This is a genomic window from Streptosporangium saharense, assembly GCF_014203715.1.
In the GTDB taxonomy this organism is placed as follows: Bacteria; Actinomycetota; Actinomycetes; order Streptosporangiales; family Streptosporangiaceae; genus Streptosporangium; species Streptosporangium saharense.
Map to the genome: position 1 here is coordinate 608,759 of NZ_JACHJP010000004.1, position 26,991 is coordinate 635,749.

Sequence of the window (26,991 nt, forward strand, 5' to 3'; positions counted from 1 at the left end):
AATCCGCTTATAAAAGGAGAAAACCCCCATGGACCCGCTCGTCATCACCGTCACGGTTGACAGCACGATGTCCTATCCCGGCTACAAGGGTATGCCGGCCATCGAGGACACCGACAAGGTCGGCCAGGAGTACATCGACTCGGTGAACGCGGGCGCGACGCTGTGCCACCACCACGGTGTCCACTACCTGGAGGATGCCATCCAGGAGGACGGCAAGAAGCTGTCCAAGATCGACTTTGACGGCTGGAAGAACCTCACCGAGAAGATCCGGACCGTGGGCACCGATCCGATCATGCAGTTCGGCATCGCCAGCGCCCGGCTCCCCGAGAAGGTCGAACTCATGTCGCTCAAGCCCGACATGATGTCCTACGCCTTCAACGTGCACGACGAGTACTTCCAGCCCGACCCGGCCTACCCGGCCAACGAGATGTACTCGCTGCACCCGAGGGACGAGCTGGTCGAGTTCGTCACCGCGGCCGAGGCCCACGGGGTGAAGCCGGAGATCGAGTGCTTCTACACCGGCGCGTTCTGGAACCTTGAGTACGTCCGCCGTCAGGGCCTGCTGAAGGAGAAGGCCTGGGCGACCCTGTTCTTCGGCTGGCAGGGCGGCGCGTGGACGCCCCCCACCCCGGACGCGCTCATGTACATGGTCAAGCACCTCCCGGCGAACACGAACTGGAACATCAGCGTGATGGACCCGGTCGCGCAGTGGCAGCTCCTGCCGCTGGCCATCGCGCTGGGCGGCCACGTCCGCGTCGGCTGGGAGGACAACCCCTACCTGCCCGGCGGCGAGCCCTCGCGCAGCAACGCCGAACTGGTCGAGGTCGTGGTCAACATGGCCCAGCAGATCGGCCGCCCGATCGCGAACATCGAGGAGGCCAGGAGCATCGCCGGGGTGAGCAGGTGACGACAACCCGGGGGCTGGCGCGGGCTCGCCTCGGTGACCGGGTCGTGCTCGTTCTGATCGAGCAGGACAAGGCGAGGGTGCTCGCGACCGAGTCCGGTCACCCCGCCGCCGACGTCCTGCGGGAGGCGCTGCACACCGGCGCGCTGGACCAGGCGGGGGGAGAGACCGTCCCGGTCGACGACCTCGAACTCCTCGCCCCGGTCGCGAACCCCTCGAAGATCCTGTGCGTCGGGCTCAACTACCTCGACCACGCAGAGGAGTCGGGGGTCGAGCCTCCGGCCAGGCCGCTGCTGTTCGCGAAGTTCCCCAACGCGCTGCGGGCGGACGGCGCCGTGGTCGAGGTGCCGCAGGACCTGTCCGGCGAGCTCGACTACGAGGGCGAACTGGGCGTCGTGATCGGCCGCCGGGCGAGGAACGTCGCCCTGGACGAGGCGCTCGGCCACGTCCTCGGCTACGTCGCGGTCAACGACCTGTCGGCCAGGGACGCCCAGTTCTCCGACGGCCAGTGGCTGCGCGGCAAATCCGCCGACGGGTTCTGCCCGGTCGGGCCGGTCGTGACGCTCGCCGGGGACGTCGCGGACCCCCAGGCGCTGCGCATCGTCACCCGGCTCAACGACCAGGTCGTCCAAGACGGCTCGACGGAGAAGATGATCTTCTCCGTCGCGGAGATCATCTCCTATGCCTCCCGCTACCTGACCCTCGAACCGGGAGACCTGATCCTGACGGGCACCCCGCCGGGCGTGGGCTTCGCCCGCAAGCCTCCGCTGCTGGTCAAGGATGGTGACACGGTGACGGTGACCGTCGAGGGCGTCGGCGGCGTCACCAACCGGGTACGCGTGGTGTCAGAGATTCGATGAGGGGGGCGACGGGGCTCCTGGAGGATCCAGGAGCCCCGTCGCGGATCGGGAGAGTCATGACAGGCAGTACGGCGGGCCGGGTCGTCGTCGCGCCGGACAAGTTCCGTGGGTCGCTGACCGCCCCCGAGGTGGCCGCCCACGTGGCCGCCGGGCTGCGTGCCGCCGGTGCCGGGCGGGTGCCCGTGGTCCCGCTCCCGGTCGCCGACGGCGGTGACGGCACCGTGGAGGCGGTGGTCGCCAGCGGGTTCACCCGGGTCGAGACCGAGGTGACCGGCCCCCTCGGCACCCGCGTCACGGCGGCCTACGCCGTACGCGACGAGCCCGAAGGCCGGGTGGCGGTGGTCGAGCTGGCCGAGGCGTCCGGCCTGCGGCGGCTGCCCGAGGGAAGCGCCCCCGCGCCGCTGACCGCCACGAGCCACGGCACCGGTGAGCTCATCGCCCATGCCGTACGGCACGGCGCGCGGCGGATCGTGCTCGGTCTCGGCGGCAGCGCCTGCACCGACGGCGGCGCCGGGATGCTCCAGGCCCTCGGCGTGCGGTTGCTGGACGCGGCGGGGAACGACCTGCCGCAGGGCGGCGCCGCGCTGCGCGACCTGCGCGCGATCGACACCTCCGGCAGACTGCGCGGCTTCGAGGTCGTCGTGGCGAGCGACGTGGACAACCCCCTCCTCGGCCCGTACGGCGCGGCGGCCGTCTACGGCCCGCAGAAGGGCGCGACCCCCGAGGATGTGGCCGTGCTTGAGACCGGTCTGGCCCGGCTCGCCGTACACGCACCGGGTCTGGCCGGGCGGCCGGGGGCGGGGGCCGCGGGCGGGGTGGGGTTCGGCGCGCTGGCCTTCCTCGACGCGGAGATCCGGCCGGGCATCGGCTACCTGCTGGACCTGGTGGACTTCGACCGGCACGTGAGAGGCGCCCGGCTGGTGATCACCGGTGAGGGTTCGATCGACGAACAGACGCTGCGCGGCAAGGCCCCCATGGGCGTCGCGGCGGCCGCCGCCAGGCACGGTGTCCCGGTTGTGGCGGTCTGCGGCCGTCGTTCGGTGAGCGACGAGGAACTCAGGGCGGTCGGCATCGAGGCGGCGTACGCGCTGACCGACATCGAACCCGACCCCCACCGCTGCATGACCGAGGCCGGTCCCCTCCTCGAACGCCTCGCAGCCGCGTTCCTCGTTCCCTGAGGGCCAGCTTGATACGCATTTAACGGGAAATTTCCGGTGGTATAAAGTCCGCTGTCGGCCCCGTTTTCTTTTTCTCTTCTCGATTCCCGTGGACGTCGATACGCTCTGCGGCTGTACGCCCCATGAGCGAATTCCGAGTCGCGTGAGGCAGCGGAATCATGAACGAGAAGAACACGGCAGAAACGGCCGGAGAAGTGTCGTCCCGGCAGGTCAGGCTCGTGACGATCGGCGCCGCCTTCGGCGCTCTCGCGCTGGTCGCCTCCATCGTGGTCAGCCTGACGGGGCTTTCTACGCCGGAAATACCCCAATTTCCCGCCATGCAGAATCCATTACCCTCCTCCTTTCCACGGAATTTCCCTACGGACCTGCGCATTCCGGACTTCGTCCTGGAGAAGGCCCCATGACCGATGACCTGTCGATCACCTCAGGCTCCGTCCGCGACGACGCGAGCAGAAGGCGGGCGCTCCTGATCGTCCGGCTGCTGGTCGGCGTCTTCCTCGTCTACCTGCTGCTCGATCTGGTACGGCCCCGCCGACAGCCCGACGAACCGGTGCTGGCGGTGCTGAGGCAGTTGAAACTGTCGGACTCGCTCGGCCAGACGCTCTCCATCCCGCCCCGGCTCCTCGCCGCCGTCGCGGTGGGGATCGTGACGGGGCTGATCCTGCAGGCGCTGGCCGCGAACGCCAGGTTCGCCGGGGGACGCCGGGTGGTCGTCCTGACGTGGGCCACCATGGCGGCCATGCTGGGGCCGTTCGCGCTGGTCTCGCTGGTCATGCTGATCGTCTTCGGCTCAAGCCTCCCGGTGGTCGTGGCCTGTGCCGCGAGCAGCGCCTTCGTGCTGTGGCTGCTGCACCACTGCCAGGGCTTCGCCCGGCTGCCCGTGCGGATGCTGCTGGCGGCCTTCGGCTGGGGCGCGCTGATCGTGTTCGGCCTGAGCCGCGTCTACAACGCCATGGCGCTCGGCGTCATCGACGGCTACCTGGGCACGCCGAGCGAGCTCGACATGCTGGTGGTGCACATGGGCGTCGTGGTCGGGGTGGTCACGGTGGCCGGGGTGCTGCTGTCGCTGATCGTGTTCCGGCACCGCGTCACCGACGCCGTGAGCGGCCTGGTTCTCGGGGCGGCCATCGGCCTCGGCTACAACTTCACCGAGAGCGTCCCGCTCATCCAGGTCTACGGCCTGCTGAGCTGGGTGACCGGCGCGACGGGCGGCTTCCAGTACTGGATCCGCCAGTCGATCGGCCTGCTGGGGGGACACGTCACCTTCTGCGCGCTGCTCGGCGCCGCGGTCGGCCTCGCCGTACAGACCAGGGGGCGTGGGCGGCGGGTGCTCATCGTCGGGGCGGGGCTGCTCGCGGCGGCCGGTGGGTCCGCGGCCCACGAGATCCTCCCGGCCTGGTTCTCCCAGCTCGCGAGGCAGAGCCTGCCGACCGGCGGACCGCTGGACACCCTGGTGGTCTCCCCGGCGCTGTGGCTGGTGGTCCAGGTGCCGTTCTTCGTGCTCGTCCTGGCGCTGCTGTGGACCGGGGTGCGGGCCAGGGCGGCGGCCGCGCGGGAGGCGGTGGCGGCCGAAGCCACGGTCGGTGGGGCGATCACCACGCGGGAGGTGCCGTTTTTGGTCGATCCGGCGCTGCGGTTGTGGGCCGTGGTGAGCACCTGGCGTGGATACGGACGTGACGCCGCGCTGGCGCTGCGCCGGGTGCAGACGGCCCAGCTCGACCTGGCCGCCTGGCACTGGCAGCACCGGCGATCCGGCCGGGACGAGGGCGCGAGTGAGGGAGAAAGGCTGCGTGCGAAGGTGATCCGGCTCAAGACGAGGACCGCGACCGGCCCGGCGGTGACGCCATGACGGGCTCCTTCTCGCGTCACAGGGGCGTCGCCCTCGGGGCTCTGCTGCTGAGCTGCCTCCTGCTGCCGCTGGACGCGCGGCAGGCCCACGCCTGCGACATCGGCTACAGCTACCGGCCCTCCCTCACCTTCGACCTGTCCGCTCCCGGCCTGGGGCGGACGGAGTGCTCGAACGCGACCTCGCTGACCGGGGTCGCCGTCGTCGCCGCGCTGGCGGTGACGGCCCTGCTCGTCGCCGGTGCCCGCGCCTTCCGGCGGGGCGAGCGGGCCGCCGGGTCACTCGCGGGCCAGGCGACCGTGGCGCTGTCCGGCTATCTGGACGAGGCGGGCGTGACCCGCTCCTCCGGTGGGTGATCGCATGCCTCAGGTACGGCGACGCCTGGCGGCCCTGGCCACCCTGCTGGGCGTCGCGCTGTCACTCCTGGTCCCCGGGGCGTCGGCGGCCCCGAAGCCGTCCCCCTCGCCGCCGGGCCACTACCGCCTGCTGCGGCCACCGGGGACCACGGCGGAGGACGCGGAGGTCGACGCGGCGATCCGTGAGGGAATGCCTGGGGAGCCGATGGTGCGCGAACTCACCGAGGCCGCCGTGCGAATCGGCGGGAAGAACTCCGTCATCAGCCAGGACGGAAACATCTCCGTCCAGTGGTTCGACCTGAAATCCCTGGCGAACGCCGAAGACCTCCCCGAATGGGTTCGGAAGAAGGTCCCCGAGATCCATGATCTGCTGCTGGACGCCGGAGCCGAGTCGGCCCGCTCCGGGGCGGCGGAACGCATGATCATAGAGGGCGTCGAGTACGGCGAGGCGAACAAGGAGGTTTACCGGGCGATCGGGGCCACGCCGGACAGCAGACTGGTGAAGATCACGTCGGGCAGCACGTCCAGGAAGACCAACCCCGACGGGGAGCACTCCGAGCTGCGAGCCATCCAGTGGCTTGAGAAGTATCTCCCGAACGTCCTGATGGAGGTGTCCAGGAGCAGGACGGACGGGGACCCCATCCGGGGCAGCAAGGCGAGAATTCTCGCGCGAAGAATAATGGACAGGACGGGCCTGTACTTCGCCAGTCCGAGAGGCCCGTGCCTCGACAAGTGCGACAGAGCAACCCGGATCTTCGCCGGAGGCTTCGCGCTCGTCCACTACGGCAGGATGGGAAGCCGCGAATCCAAGGCTGCCGGAGCCTTCGTCAGCCTCTTCATGCCGAAAGCGCGCATCGCACTGGGGCTGTGGAAGAGAAATCCCAGCCGGGACGCCTTCGTGAAGGCGTGGGACGAGAAGGCCACCGCGATGTCGCGACAGAAGAACGCGCGGCAGGAGGAGGCGCGCCGGGACAACCTCGGGCTCGGCGCCTGCCCTCCCACGGGCGCGTCCGGGTACGGCGGCGCCGGTGAAAGGCGGGTCCTGGCGATGGCGGCACGTCCCCTGGCCGCGTCCTGCGCGGAGAGCGGGTCGAGTGCCCTGGCCGAGGGCGACTACGGCGGGGTCGACCTGTCGACCCTGGAGCTGCGCTACCTCTCCGACCGCCCCGACGCCGGTGACGTGCGCTACGCCTTCTCCGCGCGTGCCGCCTCCCCGGGGGGAACCTCCGGCGACGGTCCCCAGGCGGCGGCAGCGGCGACAGCGGCCACCGCGGACCTGCGGACCTGGCTGGTGCTGAGCCCGCAGACGTTCTGGGTCAACCTCAACCCGACCGAGCCTGACCGGGTCATCGATCCCGCTCTCGGCCAGACGGGCGCGGGCCGGGCGATGCTGGAGGCCGACCTGCGGATGAAGCGCACCCAGGGGAAGCTCCTCGACCCGGACACGGCCTTCGGCGCGCGCTACTGGAAGGCCATGGCCAGGAGCGAGGGAAAGCTGTGCTTCTCCTCCCGGATGTGGATCGTCCCCGGCGACGTGCGGGTGTACGAGGACGACGACTCGCTCTACGTCCTGCAGGCGCCGCTGACGGTGAAGATGAAGGCCGAGGACATCGGCGGCTCCTACTCGTGCGGGTCAACCGATCCGGCGGCCAGCGCGCGCAACGAGGAGCTCGAACGGTCGACGGTGCTGCCCGAGATCGTCAAGGCGGTCAACACCGCCCCCGAGTACGCGCCGCTGCGCCGGGCCTTCACGGCCCGCGTGGTGGCCGAATGGATCCGCAGACGGCACGAGGCCGGCCACAGGACGTCGTTCGACGACCTCATCGACTCGGGAGATCTCGGCGGAGCCAGGCGCGACGACGGCTGGCGGCCCCGGCAGGTGTTCGACGACTACGTCCGCTCGATCCGCGACCGTGAGTTCACGTTCAGACAGACCGTCCGCCGGGGCCGGACGACCCTCGTCCGTACGCTGACGTTCGGCGGCGTCGACTTCGGCAGCGTCCCGACCACCACCGTCGACGCCGCCGAGATGAACCGGCTCCACCCGGACCTGCCGCGGGTCGTACGGGCGTCGGCGAGTCACCCGGAGAAGGGCAGGGACGGCGTGATCTGGCTGGGGGAGAGGCAGACGTTCCCCGAACCCTCTCTCTGGACCAGGGCGGGCGACTTCCTGAGCGGGCGCACCGGCGTCCTGGTCCTGGTCGTGGCCGGACTGGGCGTGGTCCTGTTCGGCTTCCGTGGGCGGCGCCCGAAGCGGTGACCCGGTGTCACAGGGACGTCCTGAGGGCCCGCCGCCGGAGAGTCCGGGGCGGGCCCTCTTTTGTCGGTGCCTCGCCGTACGGTGTCGGGCGTGTGGGGTGATCGAAGATCATCGGGGTGTTTGTCGCGGACAGATGTATGTTCCGGTCGGCGGCGTCGGGTTGTGATCGGCTGAGCTGTTCTTGACCAGGTCACGGGTGGTGCGGGGGTGGTCCCGCACGGTTCGGAGGGTATCTGCCGGGGGTGAAAATCGGGTGACATTTCGGGGTGGATGGCGGAATGTTGGGCGTGAGCGATGAGTTTTGTCGGTGGCACCGGTCAGTCTTTGTACGAACACATTTTCGTGTCTCGCGGCTGGAACGCCAGCAACGACGACGTCCTGTCCGACAACCTGATTGAGGTTCCGTGTCCCGCACACAGCTCGACTCACCAGTCAAGCCCGTGACCGCCACCCCGGCGCGCACCCCGGCCGTGATCCGGCTGCTCGTGCTCGCCACCTTCGTGGTCATTCTCAACGAGACGATCATGATCAACGCGATCCCGAGGCTGATGAGCGCGCTGCACATCACCGAACAGACCGCGCAGTGGCTCTCGACCGCCTTCATGTTGACCATGGCCGCCGTCATCCCGATCACCGGCTGGTTCCTGCAGCGGGTGTCCACCCGCAGCGCCTACACCACCGCGATGGGGCTGTTCCTGGCCGGTACGGCACTGGCGACCGTCGCGCCGACGTTCGAGGTGCTGCTGGGCGCCCGCATCGTCCAGGCGTCCGGGACCGCGGTGATGATGCCGCTGCTGATGACCACGCTGATGCAGGTCGTGCCCGAGGGCGACCGGGGCCGGGTGATGGGCAACGTCACCCTGGCCATCTCGGTCGCGCCCGCGATGGGTCCCACGGTCTCGGGAGTGATCCTCCAGTTCGGGTCATGGCGCCTGCTGTTCGCCGTGGTGCTCCCCATCGCCGCGTTGATCATGTGGGGCGGGCTGAGGCAGCTGAAGAACGTCGGGGAGCCCCGGTTCAGCACCATCGACTGGCTGAGCGTCGTGACGGCCGCTCTCGGCTTCGGCAGCCTGGTCTACGGGCTCAGCCGGTTCGGCGGCGACGACACCCGCGTCGCCCTCGCGTTCGCGGCTGTCGGTCTGCTGTCCATCGCCGTCTTCATCCTGCGCCAGCTTTCGCTGCAGAAGAACGGCACGCCGCTGATGGACCTGCGCACCCTGCGCCACCGCACCTACACGATCGCTCTGATCATGATGTCGGTCGCCTTCCTGGCGATGATCGGCTCGATGATCCTGCTCCCGCTGTACCTGCAGAACGTCCGTGGGCTCAACCCCCTGGAGACCGGGCTTCTCGTGATGCCGGGTGGTCTCGCGATGGGGCTGCTCGGTCCGAGCGTCGGCCGTCTGTTCGACCGCTTCGGTGCCCGGGTGCTGATCGTCCCCGGGGCGGTCGGCATCACGGTCGCGCTCGCCGGTTTCACCCAGGTCGCGATGAGCACGCCGTTCTGGCTGGTCCTCGGGCTGCACGCGCTGCTGATGGTGAGCCTGGCCGCGACCTTCACCCCGGTGTTCACCCTCGGCCTCGGGGCGGTTCCGCCCTCGCTCTACTCGCACGGCAGCTCGATCCTGAGCACGCTGCAGCAGGTCTCCGCCGCCATCGGCACCGCGCTCGTGATCACCGTGATGGGCGCGCGGGCCGCGGCGCTGCGGGCGGAGGGCGCCACCGAGGCGTTCGCCAACCTGGGCGGCATGCGGCTGGCCTTCATCGTCGGCGCCGTGCTGTCCGTGATCGTGATCGTCACCGCCCTGCTCCTCCCGGCCCGCGCGGCGAGCACGGAGGAGCAGCAGCCGGTCGCCGTTCACTGAGCGGCGTCACCTGCCGATCCGCTGATGCTGGCGGGTCGCCAGGGGGACGAAGACGGCGAGGATCGCGACCGACCACAGCAGGACGGCCGCGATCGGATGCTGGAGTGGCCAGGCATCCTGGGGTACGGAGGCTCCCGGGTTGCCGAACAGGTCGCGGCAGGCGGCGACGAGCGCGCTGGCCGGGTTCCAGTCCGCGACGAGCCGCAGCCACGCGGGCATGCCGTCGGTGGGCACGAAGCTGTTGGATAGCGCCGAGACCGGAAAGATCAGCGGAATGAACGCGTCCGCGGTCTCGGGGCTGATCGACAGACCGACGGTCACCCCGATCCAGCTCACCGCGAAGCGGACCAGGAGGATCAGGCCGAAGGCGGCAAGCGTGGCGGCCAGGCCGTGGTGCGCCCGCCAGCCGACGAGCAGCCCCATCCCGGCCATCATCGCGGTGGTGACGGCGCCGACGACCAGGTCCGCGACCGTACGGCCCGACGGGATCGCCGAGCGTGCCATCGGCAGGGAACGGAACCGGTCCATGACCCCCTCGGCGACGTCCTTGGAGATCATCAGGGCGCTGGCTATCACCCCGGTGACGGCGTTCATGGCGAACAGGCCGGGGATTAGATACTCGCGGTAGTCCCCGCCCTCGGGCACCGCGATCGCGCTGCCGAAGTCGTAGCCGAACAGCACGACCATGACGGCCGGGACAACCAGCGCGCCGACCAGTTCGCCCGGATGATGGCGGATCTGGCTGAACTCCCTGCCCGCGACCGACCACGCGTCGCGCGCCCCCCAGCCAGCCTGGAAATGGTGCTGGACGGCCTCGCCCTCGGCCTGAGGTAGCGCCAATTGTCATATAACGCCCGAACCAAGCGATAAGTGACCAATCATGAGGGGTCCACATATTTCGGTCGAGCCGGATTATGCTCTGGGCAGTTCTGAAGTGGATCAACGGAGGTGTCCATGAGGAAGATGACCGTCCGTCGCAAGGGCGCACTGCGCCTGCTGTCCGGCGCCCGCCGTCTCTGGATCGAGTGGTGCTGGTAGTTGCCGGTACGGCGGGCACCCCGGGGTGCCCGCCCTCACGGGAACCGGACGGGCTATGACGCGGGAACCGGACAGGCCGGAAGGCTACGACTGCCACCGGGACGGCGGGCCGTACGCCGGGATCGCCTCCTTCCTCGCCAGGATCGCCGAGGAACGGCCTCGCCTGGCGGCCCACCACCGGGTCGAGCTGCACGCGATCGCCCCCTGGCTCGACCGTACGGCGCGCCCCGCCGCCGAGGAGGAGCCGATCCGCTTCCACCCCGCCCGGCGCACCGCCTGCCTGGCCTACGGCGCCGTGGAGTTCGTCACGGCCTGGGCCGACACGCTCAGGCGCCCGGTCACCGTACGGCTCGACCACGTCGGCGACGCCGACGAGACCACCCGCGAGCTGCTGGACGCGCTGGCCAGGAGGAAGCCGTCCCTGCTGCGCCTGGAGTCGCGCGACGGCGGCGCTCCCCGGCGGGCGGCGGCCGAGCCGACGCGTACGGCCCTGGGCGAGAGTCTGGCTCGCGGTTTCTACCACCACGCGGAGCGGATCGCCCGGCGCGGGCGCGCCACGGTGACCCCGGACGGCGACCTGCGGCTCTGGTGGGCGTTCACCACCGGCCTGGCCACCGCCCTGGCGGCACTGGACCGCGCGGCCGAGGCGCTCGACCTCTACCACGAGGCGCGCGCCGCCACCGACGACCCGAAGATCACCATGTCGGCCGCCTACGCCACGGCCATGCTGTACGCCAGGCACCTGCCCGCCTCCGACCAGGACCCCGAGCAGGCACGGCGCTGGCTGGAACGGGCGATCGACCTCGCGGCCGGGCTGGACGACCCACGGCGGCGGACGCTGTCCACGGTCTTCTACGAGCAGGGGCTCGCCCTGCTGGACGCCAGGGCCGGGGAGCACGCCTACGCGCTGCGGCTGGTCAACGACGGGCTGGCCCGGCTGACGGCGATGCTCGGTTCCGGGGAGCGGTCGCAGGACGTGGCCCGGCTGCGCCACAACCGGGCGCAGGTGTACCTGGCCATGGGGGAGCGGGACCTGGCCCTGGCCGACCTCGACACCGTGATCGAACACGACCCCGACAACTGCGAGTACTACGTGGACCGGGCCGCCCTGTACCGTGCGGCGGGACGGGCGAAGGCCGCGATCGGGGACTACGGCACCGCGATCCGGCTGGGGCCGCACCTGCCGGAGGCGTACTACAACCGGGCCGTGCTCCAGCAGGAGCGGGGCCGTACGGCACGGGCGTGTGAGGACCTGGAACGCGCGCTCGCCGTCGACCCCGGGCACCTCGACGCCAGGATCACCCTGGTCAACCTGCGGGTCGAAAGCGGCGCGCTCGACGAGGCCGAGACCGAGGCGCGGGCCGGACTCGAACTGGCGCCGAGGGATCCCGCGCTGCTGTGCACGCTCGGGCTGGTCCGCTCCGAACGCGGCGGCCTCGCCGAGGCGGACGAACTGCTCACCCGGGCCCTGGCCGGGGACCCCAAGCTTGTCGAGGCCTGGACGAACCGGGCAGCCGTACGGTTCGACCGCGGTGAGGTGGCCGCCGCGGTCGCCGACCTGGACCGGGCGGTCGCGCTGTCGGAGGCGCCGGTGCCCCGCTACAACCGGGGGAAGGCGCTGGTACGGCTCGGCCGGACCGAGGAGGCCGCCCGCGACTTCGCCTATGCCCTCACCCAGCCCGGCCTGGACCGGGCGCTGCGCCGCGACCTCCGCGCCGAACTGGCCCGCTGCCGCCGCCCCTGAATCACAGCCGGTACGGCGTCGCGCGGTGCGCGCCGTACCGGCCGGTCAGCGGTAGTGCAGTGCCGGGAGGCACTCGGGGAAGGGGCGTCGCCAGCGGTGGCCGTCGGGGGGCACGTGGGCCTCAAGGTGTTCGCGCACCGGCGGCACCATGGCCTTGAAGAAGCGCCGTGGCGTGGCGCGCGGATTGGTCTCGGCGAGGTGGCGCAGGGCGTCCGCCCCGGTCAGCAGGGTGTAGCGGCCCTGGCCTCGGCCGTAGAAGACGTAGGTCGGAGTGCTCCACCGCCAGGCCGACCTGCCGGTGTTGCGGTTGCGGACGGCGGTGGCGATCAGGCGGCCCCCGGTCCGCCAGGCGGGCAGCGACGGCCTGCCGGTCCGCTCGCCGATCGGCCAGGCGTCGAGCCACACGCGGTGTCCGTCGAAGATCCAGCGCACGTCCCAGCCGTGCTCACGCAGGACGTCGGCGTGGCCGTCGAACACGCTCGGGTGCGGAGGCCGGGGTGGGGGACGGTGGTTGCGCGGGTCCTGCCGGGCCTGCTCGACAAGCTCGGCGTACCGGACGGGATGGCGGTCGACGAGGTGCCGGTGGAGCGGCGCGTCGGCCCGGCGGCTCAGCCGGTCGTGCTCGACCAGCGCGGCCCGCACGTGGGTGAGGAAGGTGAGCTTGGAGGCCCACCGCTCGCGAGGGGTGTCGTGGCGCGCCTGGATGAGGTGCGGGTCGGGGACGGCGAAGAGGTTGCGCACGCGGGCGGGCGTCACCTCCAGGCCTATCTCGGTGAACGCCATCGTGCCGATCGCCACCAGCGCCTCGTACCACCGGGACAGCAGCGCCGGGTGGCGCAGCGCGTGGCACACCCCGCTGTCCTTGATGTCGTTGCCGACCAGCTCGCGGAAGGCGACCGCGCCCATCGTCAGCAGTCTGGCGACGTCGTCGTTCCTCTTCGGGTGGAACAGCGGCTCGGCCTCCTCCCGGTGGTCCGCCATGAGAGTCGCGAGCGCCGAGGCCGTCGCCCGGTCGGCGGACAGCCCGGCGCGCGCCTCGACGATGAGCCGCGCCTCGACGCCGCGCTGGCGGATGCGGGCCAGGCGCCGTTCCGCGCGCCGCGTGGCCGGGTCGTCGAACCCTGAACCGAGCACGCTGTTCCACCACGAGAGCTGGTGGAGCCCCTCCTGTCGGGTGAGGACGTCCTCCCAGACGTCGCAGACCTCCTCGGAGACCAGCCAGCGGCTCAACCCGGAGGGCACCCGGTTGAGGGTCGCCTCGGCCACCGTCAGGAGGCTGATGGTGTCGGGGTCGTCGCCGTACTGCTCCTGCAACTCCTCCGGGGTGATGCCGGGGTCGAGCTGCGCGACGTCGGCCAGTCGCATTCGCGTGCCGCTCACCTGATCTCCTCGCCGTAACGGTAGTGGTACGCGCATGTGGAGTTCAGCAGGACGGTACACCGGCGACGGCCGGTCACAACGGCGATTACCTCACACCGGTCCCTTTCGGATCGCCCGGGAGGTGAATACGGGCGTATCAGCGGGTACGGCGGAGCACCTTGGCCTCGGTCTCCTCAAGCCAGCGCAGATACCAGCGGGCGAACCCGATGGGCTCTCCTTCGTCGTCGCGCAGCGGCCAGAACCCCTCGTCGCTGGTGAGACTCTCGGCCCACATCTGGCCCCGGGCCGGGCCGGTGACCACCAGGACCTCCTGATGGGCGCAGCCGAGATGGCACAGGTACAGCAGCCCGATCGAGTGCCGGTAGTCATCGAGGGTCGTCTCGTACCACTCCCAGTACTCCTGCCGGGCCGTCTCGAACTCCTCGACGGAATCGAAGTCCGCCTTGTCTGGAGGATTGGCCGGGTTGAACGCCTCGACGTGAGGAAACGGCTGGTCCAACATGTCCAGGCTGGTGCGGTCGGCGCCGTCGCCCTCCCAGTGCCACCGCCCGTCCACGTGCCGCACGGGGAAGAGCCCGTAGGAGGGGCCCGCCCCGCCGCGTCCCACCCGCAGCAGGAAGGAACGGTACTCCTCGGGCAGTTCCACCCGGAGCTGCCCTTCCAGGTCGGCCAGTTCCTCGGCGCTCAGCGGCGCTTCGAGGACCCAGCGGTGCCCATCGGCGCCGAACACCCTCCTGGCGCCTCGCTTCTTGGCCAGCCGCGAGAGCCGTTCACGCACACCCGACCAGTCGTGACGCGTCATGCGCGGCACCCTATCGTCGCGATGGGATCATGGGCGTACACGACGGACGAAAGGTGCCTCATGGCCACACTTACCGACGAGCTGTACGAGGCCGAGCGCCGGCTGCAGGCGGCCATGCTCGCCGGGGACGTCGAGGGACTCGACCGGCTGCTGGACGAGCGGCTGGTCTTCACCGGCCCACCCGACGGCGCCTGTCATCCACAGGCCAAGCAGCTCGACCTGGACAACCACCGCTCGCGCAGGCAGATCATGACCAGGCTCGTCGAGGAGGAGCTGACCGTGGTCGTGGCGGGCACCACCGGCGTCACCTGTTTCCTCGGCCTGCTTGAGGGCTCGTTCGCGGGCACGCCGTTCACCGCACGACTGCGCTACACCCGCACCTGGGTCCACACGGTCGAGTACGGCTGGCGCGTCCTGGCGGCCCACGCCAGCCCGGCGTAGGGGGCGGGCCCGGTGTCGATGCGGTTGATGCTGGCGAAGATCGACCCCGAGGTGCTGCGGGCTGTACGGATAAATGGTGATTTAGTGGGGCAAATCCTTGGCGGGTCTTCCCGGGAGGATGGGTTCGAGGACGACTACCTGGCCCTCGGTGTCATCGCGGAGGGCAGGGCGGAGGCCGAGCACGGGGACGCGCGGTGGGGGCGGTGCTACCCCTGGCTGGCGGCGGCGACCGGTGCCGACGGCACTGACGACCTGCCTGGCCACACGTTCGGGTACGGCCCGCCGTTCGCCCTCGACCCGGAGCGGGTCGTGCGGGTGGCGCGGGGCCTGGCGGGTGAGGGGTGGGGGTTCGCCGCCGCCCGGCGCGACGGGTTCGAGGGACTCGGCCCGTTCTACGCGGCGGCGGCGCGGGAGGGCAGGGCTGTCGTGGGAGGGGTGAGCTGACTGTCACCCCTCTCCACCGCCCTGCGCGTCAGGAGCGAGCCTTGGCGGACGCCCTGCGGTTGGCCTTCTTGATCGCGTTGACGAGTTCGGTCTTGGTCATGGTTGACCTGCCCGGGATGTCCAACCGCTTCGCCACGTCGTAGAGGTGCTGCTTGGAGGCGTTGGCATCGACGCCTTCGGCTGTCTTGCCGCGTTTGGGAGTGTGGCGGGCCGCCTGCCGGTCGGAGGGTCCCTTCTTGCTCTTGGGCTCCCAGTGGTCGCCGATCTTCTCGAAGGAGTGCTTGAGGGCGGCGTTGGCCGTCCGGTGGGCGCGTTCGCCTTCGCCGTACTCCTTGACCGCGGAGTCGTGGGCCTTGATCCACGTGTCCTGGGCCTTCTTGGGGGAGCGTTTGAGTGTCTCGGGTAGTTCCTGACGGACGGGCATGATCGTCACCTCTTCTCAGGGCCGGATGTTGGCCTCGTCCCGGGCATACCCCTCACTGTCTCCCGAAACATCATTCAATTGTGAAATCAACAGTTATGTCTTGTTATCTGATCAGAGGGTGGGGCAAGTGGGGGAAATGCCTGATGAACCACGCCAGACACCACCGGAACAGCAGCAGCCGTACCCGGGCAGCAGCGGTGACATGACGCCGGAGCCCCGGGACGAGATGCGCGACTACGAGGGCCGAGGTCTGCTCAGGGACCGGAGGGCGCTGATCACCGGGGGTGACTCGGGTATCGGCAGGGCCGTCGCCGTGGCCTTCGCGAAGGAGGGGGCCGACGTCGCCATCGCGTACCTCAGCGAGCACGAGGACGCCGAGCACACCCGCAAGCTGGTCGAGGAGACCGGACGGCGGTGCGTGCTGCTGCCGGGAGACCTCGCCCAGGCCGCCCACTGCGACGAGGTGGTCGAGCGTACGGTGGCCGAACTCGGCGGGCTCGACGTGCTCGTCAACAACGTCGCCTACCAGCAGCCGGTGGACTCGCTCGACGAGCTGGACGACGAGCAGTGGGAGCACACCTTCGCCGTCAACATCCACAGCTACTTCCGGGTCACCAGGGCGGCGCTTCGGCACATGGGCGAGGGGTCGGCCATCGTCAACACCTCCTCGATCAACGGGCTGCGCGGCAACAAGAGCCTGATCGACTACGCCACGACCAAGGGCGCGATCAACGCCTTCACCTACTCGATGGCCCAGAACCTTCTCGAACGCCACATCCGGATCAACGCGGTCGCCCCGGGCCCGGTGTGGACACCGCTCATCCCGGCCACCATGCCACCGGAGAAGGTCGGCAAGTTCGGCGAACAGGCCCCCATGGAACGGGCCGCGGAACCCGACGAGATCGCCCCGTCCTACGTCTTCTTCGCCTCCAACCGCCTGTCGTCCTACTACACCGGCGAAATCCTCGCCCCGGTAGGCGGCGAGACCCTCCCCGGCTGACGGACTCAGCTATAGGAGGAGACGACCAGCCAGAGGGCGGAGAGGACGACCACGGCCGTCACGGCGACGGTCCTCATCCGCCTGAGGGACCCGAACCCGGCCCGCAGCCGGACGGGCCAGACGACGAGAAGGGCGGCCAGGACCAGGTGCCACCGGACGAGGAGGGGGTCCCCGCCGGAGGTCACGGCGTCGAACGCGGGGAAGAGCAGGAGGGCCGCCGCGGCCGAGACGCCGACCCGCCGTGACAGGCCGACGGCGCACGTGAACGCGGCCAGGGCGACGAGCACGACCGGCAGGCCGATCCTGTCGGCCTCGACGAACCACAGGGGAAGGGCGTTCGGGGCCTCGGAGGGCGCGTAGAAGGCGGTGAGCGAGCGCTCGCCAACCTCGGGAACGAGGCGACAGAACAGCGCGCCCCACGAGGCGAAGAAGACAGCCACCCACGGGGCGACGCCGTACCGCCTGCCTGACGCGGGGAGCCGGGGCGCCAGGAGCAGCGCCGCGATGGCCACCGGATAGCAGATGAGCAGGGGCCAGGGGAGCGCGCGTGCCTGGCCGGGGCCAGAGACGAGGAGTCCGAGAACGAGGACGGCGCCGGTCACGACGGCGGCGGCGAGCGTGATCCGGCGTGAGCCGTACGCGACGAGCCCGGCCACGACGACCGGCAGCAGCAGGACCCCGAGGAACAACGCCTCCACCGGGGTGCCCTCCAGGGCGTAGGGGCCCGCCGAGGAACAGAACCACGGAAGGTCGCTCCTGCCGACGCCGAAGGCCGTCAGGACCACCGGTCCCGAGGCGGCCAGAACCGCGCAGAGACGCGGCATCACCGTCAATTCCCGCACCGTGCATCCTTTCGGAGACCGTCGGTCCGGGACAGCGTAAACGATCTTCGGTCAGTGGGTCAGGCGGTATTTGGTGGAGTAGCTTCCCTGGTTGATGCTGCAGTCGAGGTTGGTGTCGGTCTGGGTGTACGTCCAGCCGGTGGGGACCGTGCAGGCCCACAGGCCGTTGGCCGGTGTCCTGATGCGGTAGGTCGAGGTGGGGACGTTCGGGTTGAACTGGCAGTCCACGGTGTAGGTGAGCAGGTCGTAGGTCCAGCCGGAGACGGTCGCGCAGGAGGTCAGGCCGTCGACGGGGGTGCGCAGCCGGTAGGTCGTCGTCGGATATCTGGTGGGGTAGTAGCTGCTGCACTCGTTGGTGAAGTAGCGCCGGTCGAAGACGAACCCCGGGGCCGTCACGCACGATGTCACGCCGTCGGCGGGCGTGCGCAGGTGGTAGGTGGGATAGGGGAAGCTCAGCGTGCCGCCGCACTGGACGTCACGCCCGATCTCGTCGTAGACGTAGCCGGTCGGTACCGTGCAGGACCAGGTCCCGTCGAGTCCCTGGGCCTTCGCCGAGGCGGGGGAGGCGCCGGTCAGGTTCGTGACCAGCAGGGTTGTCGTCGCGAGTACGGCGAGCAGGACGCGTTTCCAGGGGATGGGCATGGGTGTCCTTCCATATCCCGAAATATCGCCTTAAAGGGGAAATTTCTTGCTTTATACATTGGGATATGAGGGGCGGAAAGTGTTTTCTCGCAGGTGGAACGAAGGGCTGGATTTCCCGGGTGTGGATGAGGAAAAACGGTCGGGAAGCGGTGGCGGCCGTCGCCGTCGTCGGGATGTTCTGGGCGCCGCCGATCATCGGTGCCGCGGGGCCGTACCCGATCGTGGGGGTGGTGCTCGCGGCGGTGACCGCCGGGGCGATGGTCCTGCGCGGGCGGCTGCCGTTCGCCGCGACGGTGACCGCGGGGGCCGCGACCTTCGCGGGTGGTGTCCTGGGGATCTGCCACGACCCGATGCTGGCCGCGGCCTGGTGCCTGTATCCCCTCGCGGTCAGCCGTGCGCGCCGTACACACGTGGCGGTCGTGGTGCTCGTGGCCATGTTCGCCGCGCTGGCGCTGGTCACCGCCGCCCCCGGGGAGGACGCGCGGGGCATCGGCACGCGGGTGATCGTCGCGATGGCCGCGCTCAGCGTGTCGTGGCTGCTCGGTACGGCCACCGGCAGGCAGATCGAGTCCGCGCGGGAGGCCGAGCGGATGCGCGTGCAGCTCGCGGTGGCGCGTGACGTCCACGACGTGGTCGGGCACGCGCTCGGGGTGACGCTGGCGCAGTCCGGGGTCGTCCTCAGCCTCCCCGACGCCGACGAGCGGGAGCTGCGCGAGACCCTGGAGGAGGTGGAGACCCACACGCGCAGGGCCCTTGAGGACGTGCAGGCGCTGGTACGGACGCTCCGCGACCCGGACGGCGATGACCGGAAGAGGTTCGACGGTATCCCTGCAGCCGTCGCCGCCACCCGCGCCGCGGGGGTCGACGTCGAGACGCGGATCGACGTGGGGGACGGGGTCGGCGACACGGCGTTCCAGGTGGTGCGGGAGGCGTTGAGCAATGTTGTACGGCACGCTCCCGGCGCCAACTGCGTCGTGCACGTCCACGAGGACGGCGACACCGTGGTGGTGCGCGTCGAGGACGACGGCGGGACGCCGGGCACCAGGTCGGTGGGGGCGGGGGTCGGGCTCCGGGGGATGCGCGAACGGGTCCACCTGGTGGGCGGAACGGTGACCTGGGGTTCCCGCCCGGAGGGCGGGTTCGCGGTCGAGGCCAGGTTGCCCCTTGAGAGCCGGGGGCGCTGATCGGGAGTTCAGGAGCCCGAGGGCTGACGGGCGGGCGCGGTGCCGGGCTCGTGTTGGAAGGGTTTGCAGGAAGGCGCGGGGTCGAAGTCGAGATCGAACCGCTTCCCGGGTGGGTGTCGCATGGAGGTCGGATGCTCAGAAGCCCGAGGGCTGACGGGCGCGTGTTGGTGGGGATTCGCAGCGAGGGCTGACCGGCGGGCGCGGGGCCAGGTTCGTGTGGCGAGGATGGAGGGGCCGACAGGCGGGCGCGGTGCTGGGAGGGAAGGACGATGGTCGGGGAAGCGGTTTCGGTCTTTCTCGCGGATGACGATGCCGGGCTGCGCGGGGCCTACCGGAAGCTGTTCGAGCGTACGGCGGGCTTCCGGTTCGCCGGGGAGGCGGCCGACGGGCTTGAGGCGGTCAGGTTGGTGACCGCGCTGCGGCCGGACGTGGCATTGCTCGACGTGCAGATGCCGAACGCCGACGGCATCGAGGCCGCGCGGCGCATCCTGGCCGAGACGATCACCAAGGTCGTCATGCTGACCACCTTCGACCTGGACGAGTACGTGCACCGGGCCCTCACGGTCGGCGCCTCCGGCTTCCTGCTGAAGAACGCCTCCCCGGCCGAGGTGCTGCGGGCCGTCCGTACGGTCCACGACGGCAACGCCATGCTCGCCCCCGAGGTGACGGCGCGGCTGCTCGACCGGTTCGCGCCGAGGCGGCCCGCCGAACGGCATCCCTTCGCCGGGCACGTCCTGTCGGAACGGGAACTGCAGGTCATCCGGCTGGTCGCCAGGGGCCGCTCCAACCAGCAGATCGCCGACGAGCTGTTCCTGAGCCTGGAGACGGTCCGCACCTACCTGCGCCGGATGTTCGCCAAACTGGGAGTCAACGACCGCACCCACCTGGCCATACTCGCCCACGAGGCAGGCCTGCTCCGCGACCCACGCTAGCCGTACCCACTCACAGGGCGACCCCGCGACAGCCGTACCCGCTCATAGGGTTTGTCCACTTTCGGGGGACGCGGGGATGGGACAGGTGACCGCATGCTGGGCGTTCCTGCACCGGTGACGCGAGGTGGATGATGATCGAGATTTCACGGCTCAGCAAGCGCTATGGCGCGAAGACGGCGGTTGACGATGTCAGTTTCAGCGTACGGCCCGGCAGGGTGACCGGTTTCCTCGGGCCGAACGGCGCGGGAAAATCCACAACACTGCGGGTGCTGCTCGGCCTCGACCATCCGACGAGCGGCACCGCGCTGATCGACGGCAGGCGCTACCGCGACCTGAGGCATCCGCTGCGTACGGTCGGGGCGTTGCTCGACGGGGCGGGGCCGGTGCCCGAGCGCCGGGCGATCGACCACCTCACGTGGATCGCGCAGAGCAACCGCATCCCCCGGCGCCGGGTCCGTGAGGTGCTCGACCTGGTCGGCCTGGGCGACGCGGCCGGGCAACGGGTCAAGAAGTACTCCCTGGGCATGGGACAGCGGCTGGGGATCGCCGCGGCGCTGCTCGGCGACCCGGAGATCCTGGTGCTCGACGAACCGGTCAATGGACTCGATCCGGACGGTATCCGCTGGGTGCGCACCTTCCTTCGGGAGTTCGCGGCCGGTGGCCGTACGGTGCTGCTGTCCAGCCACCTGATGACCGAGATGGCGGAGACCGCGGACGAGGCGGTCGTCATCGCCAACGGGAGGATCGTCGCGCGGGGCTCGATCGAGGAGCTCACCGCGGGACACGCGTCGCTGGAGACGGCCTTCTTCGCGCTCACCGAAGGATGAACATGACCGGGGCCGAACTGACGAAGATCCTCACCCTGCGCTCGGTGTGGATCGTCACCGGGGTGATCCTCGCCCTGCACCTGCTGGTCTCGTACCTGAACGTGGGGACCAACATCGAGGCGGTACGCGCGATCACCCCGGACGGCACGATCGAGCTGTTCGCCGACGATCCCCAGCCCGCCGGCCGGGCGATCATCGACTTCCTGGTGGCGTCGTCGTTCCAGATGGGGTTGTTCCTGCCCGGTCTCGGGGTGGTCATCGCCGGACAGGAGTTCCGTACCTCACAACTCGGACAGACCCTGCTCGCGGTCCCCCACCGAGGGCGGCTGATCGTCGCCAAGGCGGTAGCGACCGCCGTCTACCTGCTGTTCGCGGCCCTCGTCGTCGCCGGGGCCAGCACGGCCTTCATGTACGCCGCGGTCAGGGACTGGAACCCGGGCCTGCTGGTGAGCCCCGACGCCTGGCTCGGCCAGGGGAAGTTCGTCGTCTTCGCGGTGCTGACCGGCCTGGTCGGCTTCGCGGTCACGATGATCGTCCGTAGCACCCTCGCGGGCGTGGCGGTCATCGTCGGGCTGGCCACGGTCACCATGACCCAGCTCCTTGCCGCGTTCTCTCCCGCGCTCGACGCGCTGTTCCCGCTCAGCGCGGGCCGCAACCTGCTGCTCGACCCGGTGGTGAACCGCCTCTCCGCGAGCCCGGTACACGCCATGGCGGTGCTGGTCGCCTGGCCCCTGGTGACCACGGCCGTGGCCGCCTTCCTGCTCGCCAGGAGGGACGCGCGATGAGGGCCGAGTTCACCAGGATCCGCACTCTGCCCGCGACCTGGATCGCGCTGGCCGTCACCCTGGCCGCCAACACGCTGCTCGGCCTGCTGGCGGCCACCGACACCGTGCGCGTCGCCACCTCGGACGGACAGGTCGCCGTCTCCCAGCTCGGCACCGTCATGCTGGCCCCGGTCTATGCCTTCCTCGCCGTCCCGGTCTTCGCCGCGGGCAGGGAGCTCCGGATCAGCCTCCTCGCGACGCCCGACCGCAACCGGTTCCTCCTGGCCAAGCTCCTGGCAAGCGCGGGGACGACCATCGTGGCGGCGCCGGTGCTGCTGCTCCCCGGCCTTCTCGTACGGCACGCGGCCGGGAGCCTGCCCGCCGAGATGACGGCCTATCTGCTGCTCGGCCTGGTCGGGGGCGGGTTCGCGGTCCTGACCAGGACTGCCGTCATCCCGCTGGCCGTACTGCTCGCCCTGCCCGTCCTGGTCTCCCCGATGCTGGCGGGCCTGCTTCCCGGTCTCGTACGGCTGCTGCCGCACGAGGCGACGCTGAGCTTCCTCGGCACCTCCACGGGCCCGGCGCTCAGCCGTACCGCCGGATTCTGGGTGCTCCTGGCCTGGGCCGTCGTGTTCGTCGGCGCCGCCTGGGTGGCCACCGTACGGCGGGACAGCTGAGCTAGCGGACCCGCAGGACGATCTTGCCCTGGATGTGTCCCTGCTTGGCGCGTTCGTGTGCCTTCGAGGCGTCCGCGAGCGGAAAGACGCTGTCGATCCCGACGCGCACGTGACCGGCGTCGATCAGGCGGGCCAGCTCGGCCATCTGCCGTCCATCGGAGTGCACCTGGCCGGAGACGAAGGTGATGCCCAGTTCGGCCGCGCGGTCCCGGTGGTACTCGCCGTAGAAGACGGGACTGATCGTGCCGCCCGGCCTGACCGTCGGCAGCAACCGGTGTCCGTGCGGCCCACCGACCGTGTCGAAGAGGTGATCAACGTCCTGTACGGCTTCCGCGACGGAGGTGGCCGTGTAGTCGACGAACCGGTCGACGCCGAGCCCGCGCAGGAACTCCTCGTGCCGTCCCGAGGAGACCCCGGTGACGTGTGCGTTCCTGGACTTGGCCAACTGCACCAGGAAGTGGCCGACACCCCCGGCGGCACCGTTGACCAGGACGTTCCTGTCGGGCGCGAGCCGTACGAGATCGAACAGGAACTGGTAGGCGGTCAGTCCGGCCATCGGTACCGCGGCCGCCTGGACGTGGTCGATCGTGTCCGGTTTGCGGGCGAGGTGGGAGGCGGGCGCCGTGCTGTACTCGGCGTAGCCCTTGCCGCCGTTGTTCAGGTTGGGGAAGCGCACCAGCCCGAAGACGGGGTCACCCTCACGCCACTCGGTGACCTCCCGGCCGACGGCGGCGACGACGCCGGAGACGTCCGAACCCGGGGTGTAGGGCAGGCGCAGTGCGGGACGCATCTCCTCGGGAATGTTCAGGAATCCCCTGCGGGCGTACCAGTCGGGCGGGTTCACCCCGGCCGCGTGCACCTGGACCAGCACCTCGTCCGGTTCCGGCTCGGGAAGGGGGACCTCCTCGTAGGTCAGGGCGTCGGGGCCGCCGAACGCGTGCACGCGCACGGCCATCATCGTCTCTCTGGGCATGGCTGTTCCTCACCGGCTAGTATGCGGAGCACTGCTCCGAATATACGGAGCACCGCTCCGGAACAGCAAGTGGAGCGATGCTCCGATTTCTGGGGTCTGTACGGCAGGGCCTCGCGACGGTGAGGTCGCTCCGGCACCGGACGTTCGTACAGGGGAGGGCGATGACACCGCAGGGAGTTGTTCAGCCGGTCACGGCTGATGGGAGGGTTCGCGAAGTGGGTCCTAGGATGGCCCGGTGACGGAGAAACCAGAGCCCACCCCTCCGGCACCCCACGCCCAGCCGGATGAGCCAACGATCGACGCCCCGGCACGCCGCGTCCAGCCGGAGGGGCCGAGGGCTGATGCTCCGGCCCCCCGCGCCCAGCCGGATGAGTCGACGGCCGCCCCGGCCCCCCGCCTCCAGCCGGATGAGCCGACGGCCGCCCCGGCACCCCGCGCCCAGCGTGCTGATGCGCAGCGCAATCGTGCGCGCATCCTTCAGGTGGCGCAGGCCGTCGTCGCCGAGCAGGGGACCCAGGCCTCACTGCGCGACATCGCCCGCCGCTCCGGGGTCGGTCTCGGCACGCTCTACCGGCACTTTCCCAACCGCGACGAACTGCTCGAAGCGCTGCTCCGCGACAGGTTCGACCGTCTCGCCGCCAGGGCGGCCTCCCTTGAGGCCACCCACTCGCCCGAGGACGCCCTGACGGAGTGGCTCGGTGCCTTCGTGGTCGGCGCGACCGCCTACCGAGGGCTCGCGGCCTCGATGATGGCGACGCTGGGCGACGAGAACTCCTCCCTGCACGCCTCGTGTCTGGCGATGCGGCAGGCCGGGAGCCGCCTGCTGAGGAACGTCCAGGACGCCGGGCTCATCCGCCCCGACGTCGACGGGACCGACCTGTTCGCGCTGGTCAACGCCGTCAGCTGGATCGCCGAGCAGGCGCCCTCCCTCGCGGCCCGGCGCGAGCATCTCTTCTCACTCGTCATCGACGGGCTCAGATATCAGCCCTGACCGGCCTCACGTGCCACCTTCTCCAGCCGGTCGCGGTAACCCGCCCACCACGCCTGGTCGCCCGGCACCATGTTGTCCCTCTCGGCCCGCAGCCCGGCGGCCCCGTCGACCAGCTCCCTGACGATGTCGGCGTGCCCGGCGTGCCGGTTGGTCTCGGCGATCACGTGGACCAGGATCAGGTGCAGCGTGACCTCATTGCTCTCCGACGGCCACCACGGCACCCGTCCGGTGGCGTCCAGCGTGAGCGCGTCGATCGTGGCGTCCGCGTGCGCCCACGCCCTGCGGTAGAGCGCGACGATCCCCTCGCGGGTCTCGCTCTCGTCGGCCCACATGTCCGCGTTGGGCTCGGCCTCCCTGGACATCCAGGGCATCTTCTCGTCGTACGGTCGCCCGAAGGTGTCGCCGAAGTAGCCGTACTCGACCCCGGTCAGATGCTTGACCAGCCCGAGCAGGTTGGTGCCGGTAGGCGTCAACGGCCGCCGGGCGTCATACTCCGACAGCCCGTCGAGCTTCCACAGGATGGCCTCCCTGGCCTCCCGGAGGTAACGGTGCAGATCCGCCTTCATACCCGGCACTCCTTCACAATCATGCTCTGATCCACAGTTCGACCACCCCATCGAACAGCAGCCCGCCGATGACCGCGACCGCGCCGGGAACCCACATCGGCGCTCGATCCCCACCTCGGGAGAGCAGCAGAGGATCAGGACCGTACGGCCGCTGCACCCCGACCTGGACGATGTTGACGACCACGGCGATGAGACTGCTCGGCCAGCGATAGGCCTCGACCCCGAGGTTCACGGCCACGACGACACTCAGGATCACCCCGGTGAGCCCGAGGCAGACGATGACCACCTTGCCCCTGACGGACACCCCGAGCCGGGCGGCGTTGATCAGCGCGATCACGGTGACCGGGAGACACCCTCCGAACAGAGCCACATACCCCTGCGACTGAAGCCGCCACGGCCGAACCATCCACACCCTCCAAGAAATCGACTTCGGAATTCTCCCTTCACCCACCGCACCCCTGCCACCTCATTTTTCTGTACGGCAGGCCGTCGCCATTCCGCTGAATGTCCAACTCGATGAAAGCGCTTGTCGCCTATCCCACTCACGATCAAAACGCCAGGTCATCCGGGATGCTCCTTATGCGTTCGGGAGGTGGCCGACAAACGCGGGGACGGCTTTTCCTTCGGTCGGGGGAAGAAAGCGATTAACCCTTCCCGATTCCAGATGGTGAGGCTATGGTTACGGAGAGTTGGCGAGAAAGGAGAAGGCAATGGGTGATCACGCCGGAAAGCCTCAGGAGAGGGAAGAGGAGTTCGAGCCGCCGAAGATCACGAAGGAGATGTCCGACACCCGTCCTGATGGCGGCAAGCACGCGAAGCCCCGTTCGAAGTGAGCGACATGGGGCCGGGACGGCGGAGCCTGCGGGAACGTCTGCTGTCCTCCGGCGCGATGGCCCCCGACTGGGCTTTCGCCTTCGACGCCGTTCCCCGGGGGCTGTTCCTGCCCGAGGTGATGTGGCCTTCCGCCGAAGGGGAGCGCGTCGTGGTCTCCAGGACCGACGATCTTGAAGAATGGCAGCGGTGGGCCGATACGGACGTGTCCATCGTCACCCAGTGGGACGACGGCGACCACACCGGCCTGGAGCGCGGCGAACTGGCCACCAGCTCAGGTTCGATGCCCGGGGTGGTGTTCGACATGCTCCGGGAGCTGTTGGTGTTCGACGGCGCGAAGGTGCTCGAAATCGGCACCGGCACCGGCTGGTGCGCCGCCCTGCTGTCGGCCCGTCTCGGTGAGACGAACGTCGTCTCGGTCGAGATCGACGAGGCGGTGGCCAAGGCGGCGCGGGAGGCGCTGGACGCCGCCGGGTGGCACCCCGAGCTCGTTGTCGGCGACGGCCTGCTCGGCTGGCCGGACGGCGCGCCGTACGACCGGGTGCTCGTGACGGCGGGCGTGCGGGAGGTTCCACGGGCCTGGATCGACCAGACCCGGCCCGGTGGAGTGCTGGTGATGCCGTGGGGGCCGATCTTCACCGGGCAGACCGCCCTCGTGCGACTGGTCGTGAACGACGACGGCACCGCGAGCGGCCACTTCGTCGGCGCCACCCGGTTCATGCACGTGCGCTCCCAGCGCGGGGAGTGGCCCCGGCACCGGGACTATCTGCCCGACGGCTGGCCCGCTGACACCCGCGAGTCCACCACCTCACTCACCGCGTCCGACGTCCTGCCCGAGGACGACTACGCCGCCGTCGACTTCGTGCTCGGCCTGCTGGTGCCCGACTGCGTCCACGCCCATGGCCGCAGCCCCCGAGGCACCATGACCATGTGGATATACGGCCTGGGCGACCTGTCCTGGGCGGCGGCCTACTTCGACGAGGAGACCCCTTCGGCTTCCCGCGTCTACCAGGGAGGCCCACGCAGCCTGTGGAACGAGGTCGAGACGGCCTACCGCTGGTGGACCGAGCAGGGCAAACCAGGCCACGAGCAGTTCGGACTGACCATCACCACCGAAGGCCACCAGCATCCGTGGCTCGGCGAACCATCCACCCTCGTGCGCCACATCCGGGAGTAGGGCTGTGCCGTTCGAGACTCCGCTCACCGGTAAGCGCGAAAGG

Annotated in this window: 29 protein-coding genes; 20 read left to right on the forward strand and 9 right to left on the reverse strand. The window is 70.1% G+C overall.

From position 1 onward, the window contains the following. Positions 1-28: 28 nt before the first annotated feature. From FHS44_RS22635 to FHS44_RS22670, 8 genes are all read left to right on the forward strand, one after another. Positions 29-907 (forward strand): beta-keto acid cleavage family enzyme, encoded by an 879-nt coding sequence (locus FHS44_RS22635; protein WP_184717748.1) that lies wholly within the window; start codon positions 29-31, stop codon positions 905-907. Then, positions 904-1,764, forward strand: a complete 861-nt coding sequence (locus FHS44_RS22640) for a fumarylacetoacetate hydrolase family protein (protein ID WP_184717750.1) — start codon at positions 904-906, stop codon at positions 1,762-1,764. The genes FHS44_RS22635 and FHS44_RS22640 overlap by 4 nt, the downstream gene beginning before the upstream one ends. A 56-nt stretch (positions 1,765-1,820) precedes the next feature. Beyond that, positions 1,821-2,942 (forward strand): glycerate kinase, encoded by a 1,122-nt coding sequence (locus FHS44_RS22645; protein WP_184717752.1) that lies wholly within the window; start codon positions 1,821-1,823, stop codon positions 2,940-2,942. A 158-nt stretch (positions 2,943-3,100) separates the two neighbouring features. After that, complete coding sequence (locus FHS44_RS22650) at positions 3,101-3,346, forward strand: hypothetical protein (RefSeq protein WP_184717754.1); 246 nt, start codon at positions 3,101-3,103, stop codon at positions 3,344-3,346. Next, positions 3,343-4,791: a PrsW family glutamic-type intramembrane protease gene (locus tag FHS44_RS41865; protein ID WP_184717756.1), complete on the forward strand. Its 1,449-nt coding sequence runs from the start codon at positions 3,343-3,345 to the stop codon at positions 4,789-4,791. The genes FHS44_RS22650 and FHS44_RS41865 overlap by 4 nt, the downstream gene beginning before the upstream one ends. Beyond that, on the forward strand, positions 4,788-5,144 hold the full coding sequence (locus FHS44_RS22660; RefSeq protein WP_184717758.1) for a hypothetical protein: 357 nt from the start codon (positions 4,788-4,790) through the stop codon (positions 5,142-5,144). Before FHS44_RS41865 ends, FHS44_RS22660 begins: the two co-directional genes overlap by 4 nt. A gap of 4 nt (positions 5,145-5,148) precedes the next feature. Beyond that, positions 5,149-7,404 (forward strand): hypothetical protein, encoded by a 2,256-nt coding sequence (locus tag FHS44_RS22665; protein WP_184717760.1) that lies wholly within the window; start codon positions 5,149-5,151, stop codon positions 7,402-7,404. Positions 7,405-7,808: 404 nt separating this feature from the next. Further along, positions 7,809-9,269, forward strand: a complete 1,461-nt coding sequence (locus FHS44_RS22670) for an MDR family MFS transporter (RefSeq protein ID WP_312863772.1) — start codon at positions 7,809-7,811, stop codon at positions 9,267-9,269. Between the two features lie 6 nt (positions 9,270-9,275). Here FHS44_RS22670 and FHS44_RS22675 read toward each other — a convergent pair whose 3' ends face one another. Continuing rightward, complete coding sequence (locus FHS44_RS22675; RefSeq protein WP_184717762.1) at positions 9,276-10,109, reverse strand: ABC transporter permease; 834 nt, start codon at positions 10,107-10,109, stop codon at positions 9,276-9,278. 253 nt (positions 10,110-10,362) lie between these two features. Between FHS44_RS22675 and FHS44_RS22680 the strand changes: the two genes are divergently transcribed. Next, a complete protein-coding gene (locus FHS44_RS22680; protein WP_184717764.1) occupies positions 10,363-12,051 on the forward strand; it encodes a tetratricopeptide repeat protein in 1,689 nt (562 codons plus the stop codon). Between the two features lie 45 nt (positions 12,052-12,096). Here FHS44_RS22680 and FHS44_RS22685 read toward each other — a convergent pair whose 3' ends face one another. Next, positions 12,097-13,431 (reverse strand): hypothetical protein, encoded by a 1,335-nt coding sequence (locus FHS44_RS22685; protein WP_184717766.1) that lies wholly within the window; start codon positions 13,429-13,431, stop codon positions 12,097-12,099. Positions 13,432-13,567: 136 nt separating this feature from the next. Continuing rightward, complete coding sequence (locus FHS44_RS22690; RefSeq protein WP_184717768.1) at positions 13,568-14,233, reverse strand: SMI1/KNR4 family protein; 666 nt, start codon at positions 14,231-14,233, stop codon at positions 13,568-13,570. 60 nt (positions 14,234-14,293) lie between these two features. On the opposite strand from FHS44_RS22690, the gene FHS44_RS22695 reads away from it, so the two are divergent. Together FHS44_RS22695 and FHS44_RS22700 are read left to right on the forward strand one after the other, a co-directional pair. Continuing rightward, on the forward strand, positions 14,294-14,674 hold the full coding sequence (locus tag FHS44_RS22695) for a nuclear transport factor 2 family protein (protein WP_184717770.1): 381 nt from the start codon (positions 14,294-14,296) through the stop codon (positions 14,672-14,674). A 12-nt stretch (positions 14,675-14,686) separates the two neighbouring features. After that, positions 14,687-15,118 carry a hypothetical protein gene (locus tag FHS44_RS22700; RefSeq protein WP_184717772.1) on the forward strand — a complete coding sequence of 144 codons (432 nt, stop codon included), beginning with the start codon at positions 14,687-14,689 and terminating at the stop codon, positions 15,116-15,118. Between the two features lie 28 nt (positions 15,119-15,146). Here the strand turns inward: FHS44_RS22700 and FHS44_RS22705 are convergent, their stop codons facing one another. Continuing rightward, entirely contained in the window at positions 15,147-15,542 is a 396-nt protein-coding gene (locus FHS44_RS22705; protein WP_184717774.1) for a ChaB family protein, read from the reverse strand. A 136-nt stretch (positions 15,543-15,678) separates the two neighbouring features. Here FHS44_RS22705 and FHS44_RS22710 point away from each other — a divergent pair, with 136 nt between their 5' ends. Continuing rightward, positions 15,679-16,542 carry an SDR family oxidoreductase gene (locus tag FHS44_RS22710; protein ID WP_184717776.1) on the forward strand — a complete coding sequence of 288 codons (864 nt, stop codon included), beginning with the start codon at positions 15,679-15,681 and terminating at the stop codon, positions 16,540-16,542. Positions 16,543-16,547: 5 nt separating this feature from the next. Here the strand turns inward: FHS44_RS22710 and FHS44_RS22715 are convergent, their stop codons facing one another. Both FHS44_RS22715 and FHS44_RS22720 read right to left on the reverse strand, forming a co-directional pair. Further along, entirely contained in the window at positions 16,548-17,384 is an 837-nt protein-coding gene (locus tag FHS44_RS22715) for a hypothetical protein (RefSeq protein ID WP_184717778.1), read from the reverse strand. A gap of 51 nt (positions 17,385-17,435) precedes the next feature. Beyond that, positions 17,436-18,026: a hypothetical protein gene (locus tag FHS44_RS22720; RefSeq protein ID WP_184717781.1), complete on the reverse strand. Its 591-nt coding sequence runs from the start codon at positions 18,024-18,026 to the stop codon at positions 17,436-17,438. 125 nt (positions 18,027-18,151) lie between these two features. On the opposite strand from FHS44_RS22720, the gene FHS44_RS22725 reads away from it, so the two are divergent. The 5 genes from FHS44_RS22725 (at position 18,152) to FHS44_RS22745 (ending at position 22,410) form a co-directional block, all read left to right on the forward strand. Next, complete coding sequence (locus FHS44_RS22725; RefSeq protein ID WP_184717783.1) at positions 18,152-19,210, forward strand: sensor histidine kinase; 1,059 nt, start codon at positions 18,152-18,154, stop codon at positions 19,208-19,210. A gap of 269 nt (positions 19,211-19,479) precedes the next feature. Then, complete coding sequence (locus FHS44_RS22730) at positions 19,480-20,142, forward strand: response regulator (RefSeq protein ID WP_184717785.1); 663 nt, start codon at positions 19,480-19,482, stop codon at positions 20,140-20,142. Positions 20,143-20,273: 131 nt separating this feature from the next. Next, positions 20,274-20,969, forward strand: coding sequence for an ABC transporter ATP-binding protein (locus FHS44_RS22735; RefSeq protein WP_184717987.1), 696 nt, complete (start codon positions 20,274-20,276; stop codon positions 20,967-20,969). Between the two features lie 2 nt (positions 20,970-20,971). After that, positions 20,972-21,754, forward strand: a complete 783-nt coding sequence (locus FHS44_RS22740; protein ID WP_184717787.1) for an ABC transporter permease — start codon at positions 20,972-20,974, stop codon at positions 21,752-21,754. Continuing rightward, positions 21,751-22,410, forward strand: coding sequence for a hypothetical protein (locus FHS44_RS22745; RefSeq protein ID WP_184717789.1), 660 nt, complete (start codon positions 21,751-21,753; stop codon positions 22,408-22,410). Before FHS44_RS22740 ends, FHS44_RS22745 begins: the two co-directional genes overlap by 4 nt. A gap of 1 nt (position 22,411) precedes the next feature. Here FHS44_RS22745 and FHS44_RS22750 read toward each other — a convergent pair whose 3' ends face one another. Continuing rightward, positions 22,412-23,383 carry an NADP-dependent oxidoreductase gene (locus FHS44_RS22750; RefSeq protein ID WP_184717791.1) on the reverse strand — a complete coding sequence of 324 codons (972 nt, stop codon included), beginning with the start codon at positions 23,381-23,383 and terminating at the stop codon, positions 22,412-22,414. 235 nt (positions 23,384-23,618) lie between these two features. Here FHS44_RS22750 and FHS44_RS41100 point away from each other — a divergent pair, with 235 nt between their 5' ends. Beyond that, the gene (locus tag FHS44_RS41100; RefSeq protein ID WP_221461128.1) at positions 23,619-24,374 is read left to right on the forward strand and encodes a TetR/AcrR family transcriptional regulator; all 756 of its coding nucleotides are present in this window, start codon (positions 23,619-23,621) and stop codon (positions 24,372-24,374) included. Here the strand turns inward: FHS44_RS41100 and FHS44_RS22760 are convergent. Next, the gene (locus FHS44_RS22760; RefSeq protein WP_184717793.1) at positions 24,365-24,940 is read right to left on the reverse strand and encodes a DinB family protein; all 576 of its coding nucleotides are present in this window, start codon (positions 24,938-24,940) and stop codon (positions 24,365-24,367) included. The genes FHS44_RS41100 and FHS44_RS22760 overlap by 10 nt on opposite strands. Positions 24,941-24,959: 19 nt before the next feature. Next, a complete protein-coding gene (locus tag FHS44_RS22765; RefSeq protein WP_221461129.1) occupies positions 24,960-25,277 on the reverse strand; it encodes a hypothetical protein in 318 nt (105 codons plus the stop codon). Between the two features lie 352 nt (positions 25,278-25,629). On the opposite strand from FHS44_RS22765, the gene FHS44_RS22770 reads away from it, so the two are divergent. After that, entirely contained in the window at positions 25,630-25,773 is a 144-nt protein-coding gene (locus FHS44_RS22770; protein ID WP_184717797.1) for a hypothetical protein, read from the forward strand. 5 nt (positions 25,774-25,778) lie between these two features. Further along, positions 25,779-26,948 carry a methyltransferase domain-containing protein gene (locus FHS44_RS22775; protein WP_184717992.1) on the forward strand — a complete coding sequence of 390 codons (1,170 nt, stop codon included), beginning with the start codon at positions 25,779-25,781 and terminating at the stop codon, positions 26,946-26,948. The last annotated feature ends 43 nt before the right edge of the window (positions 26,949-26,991 follow it).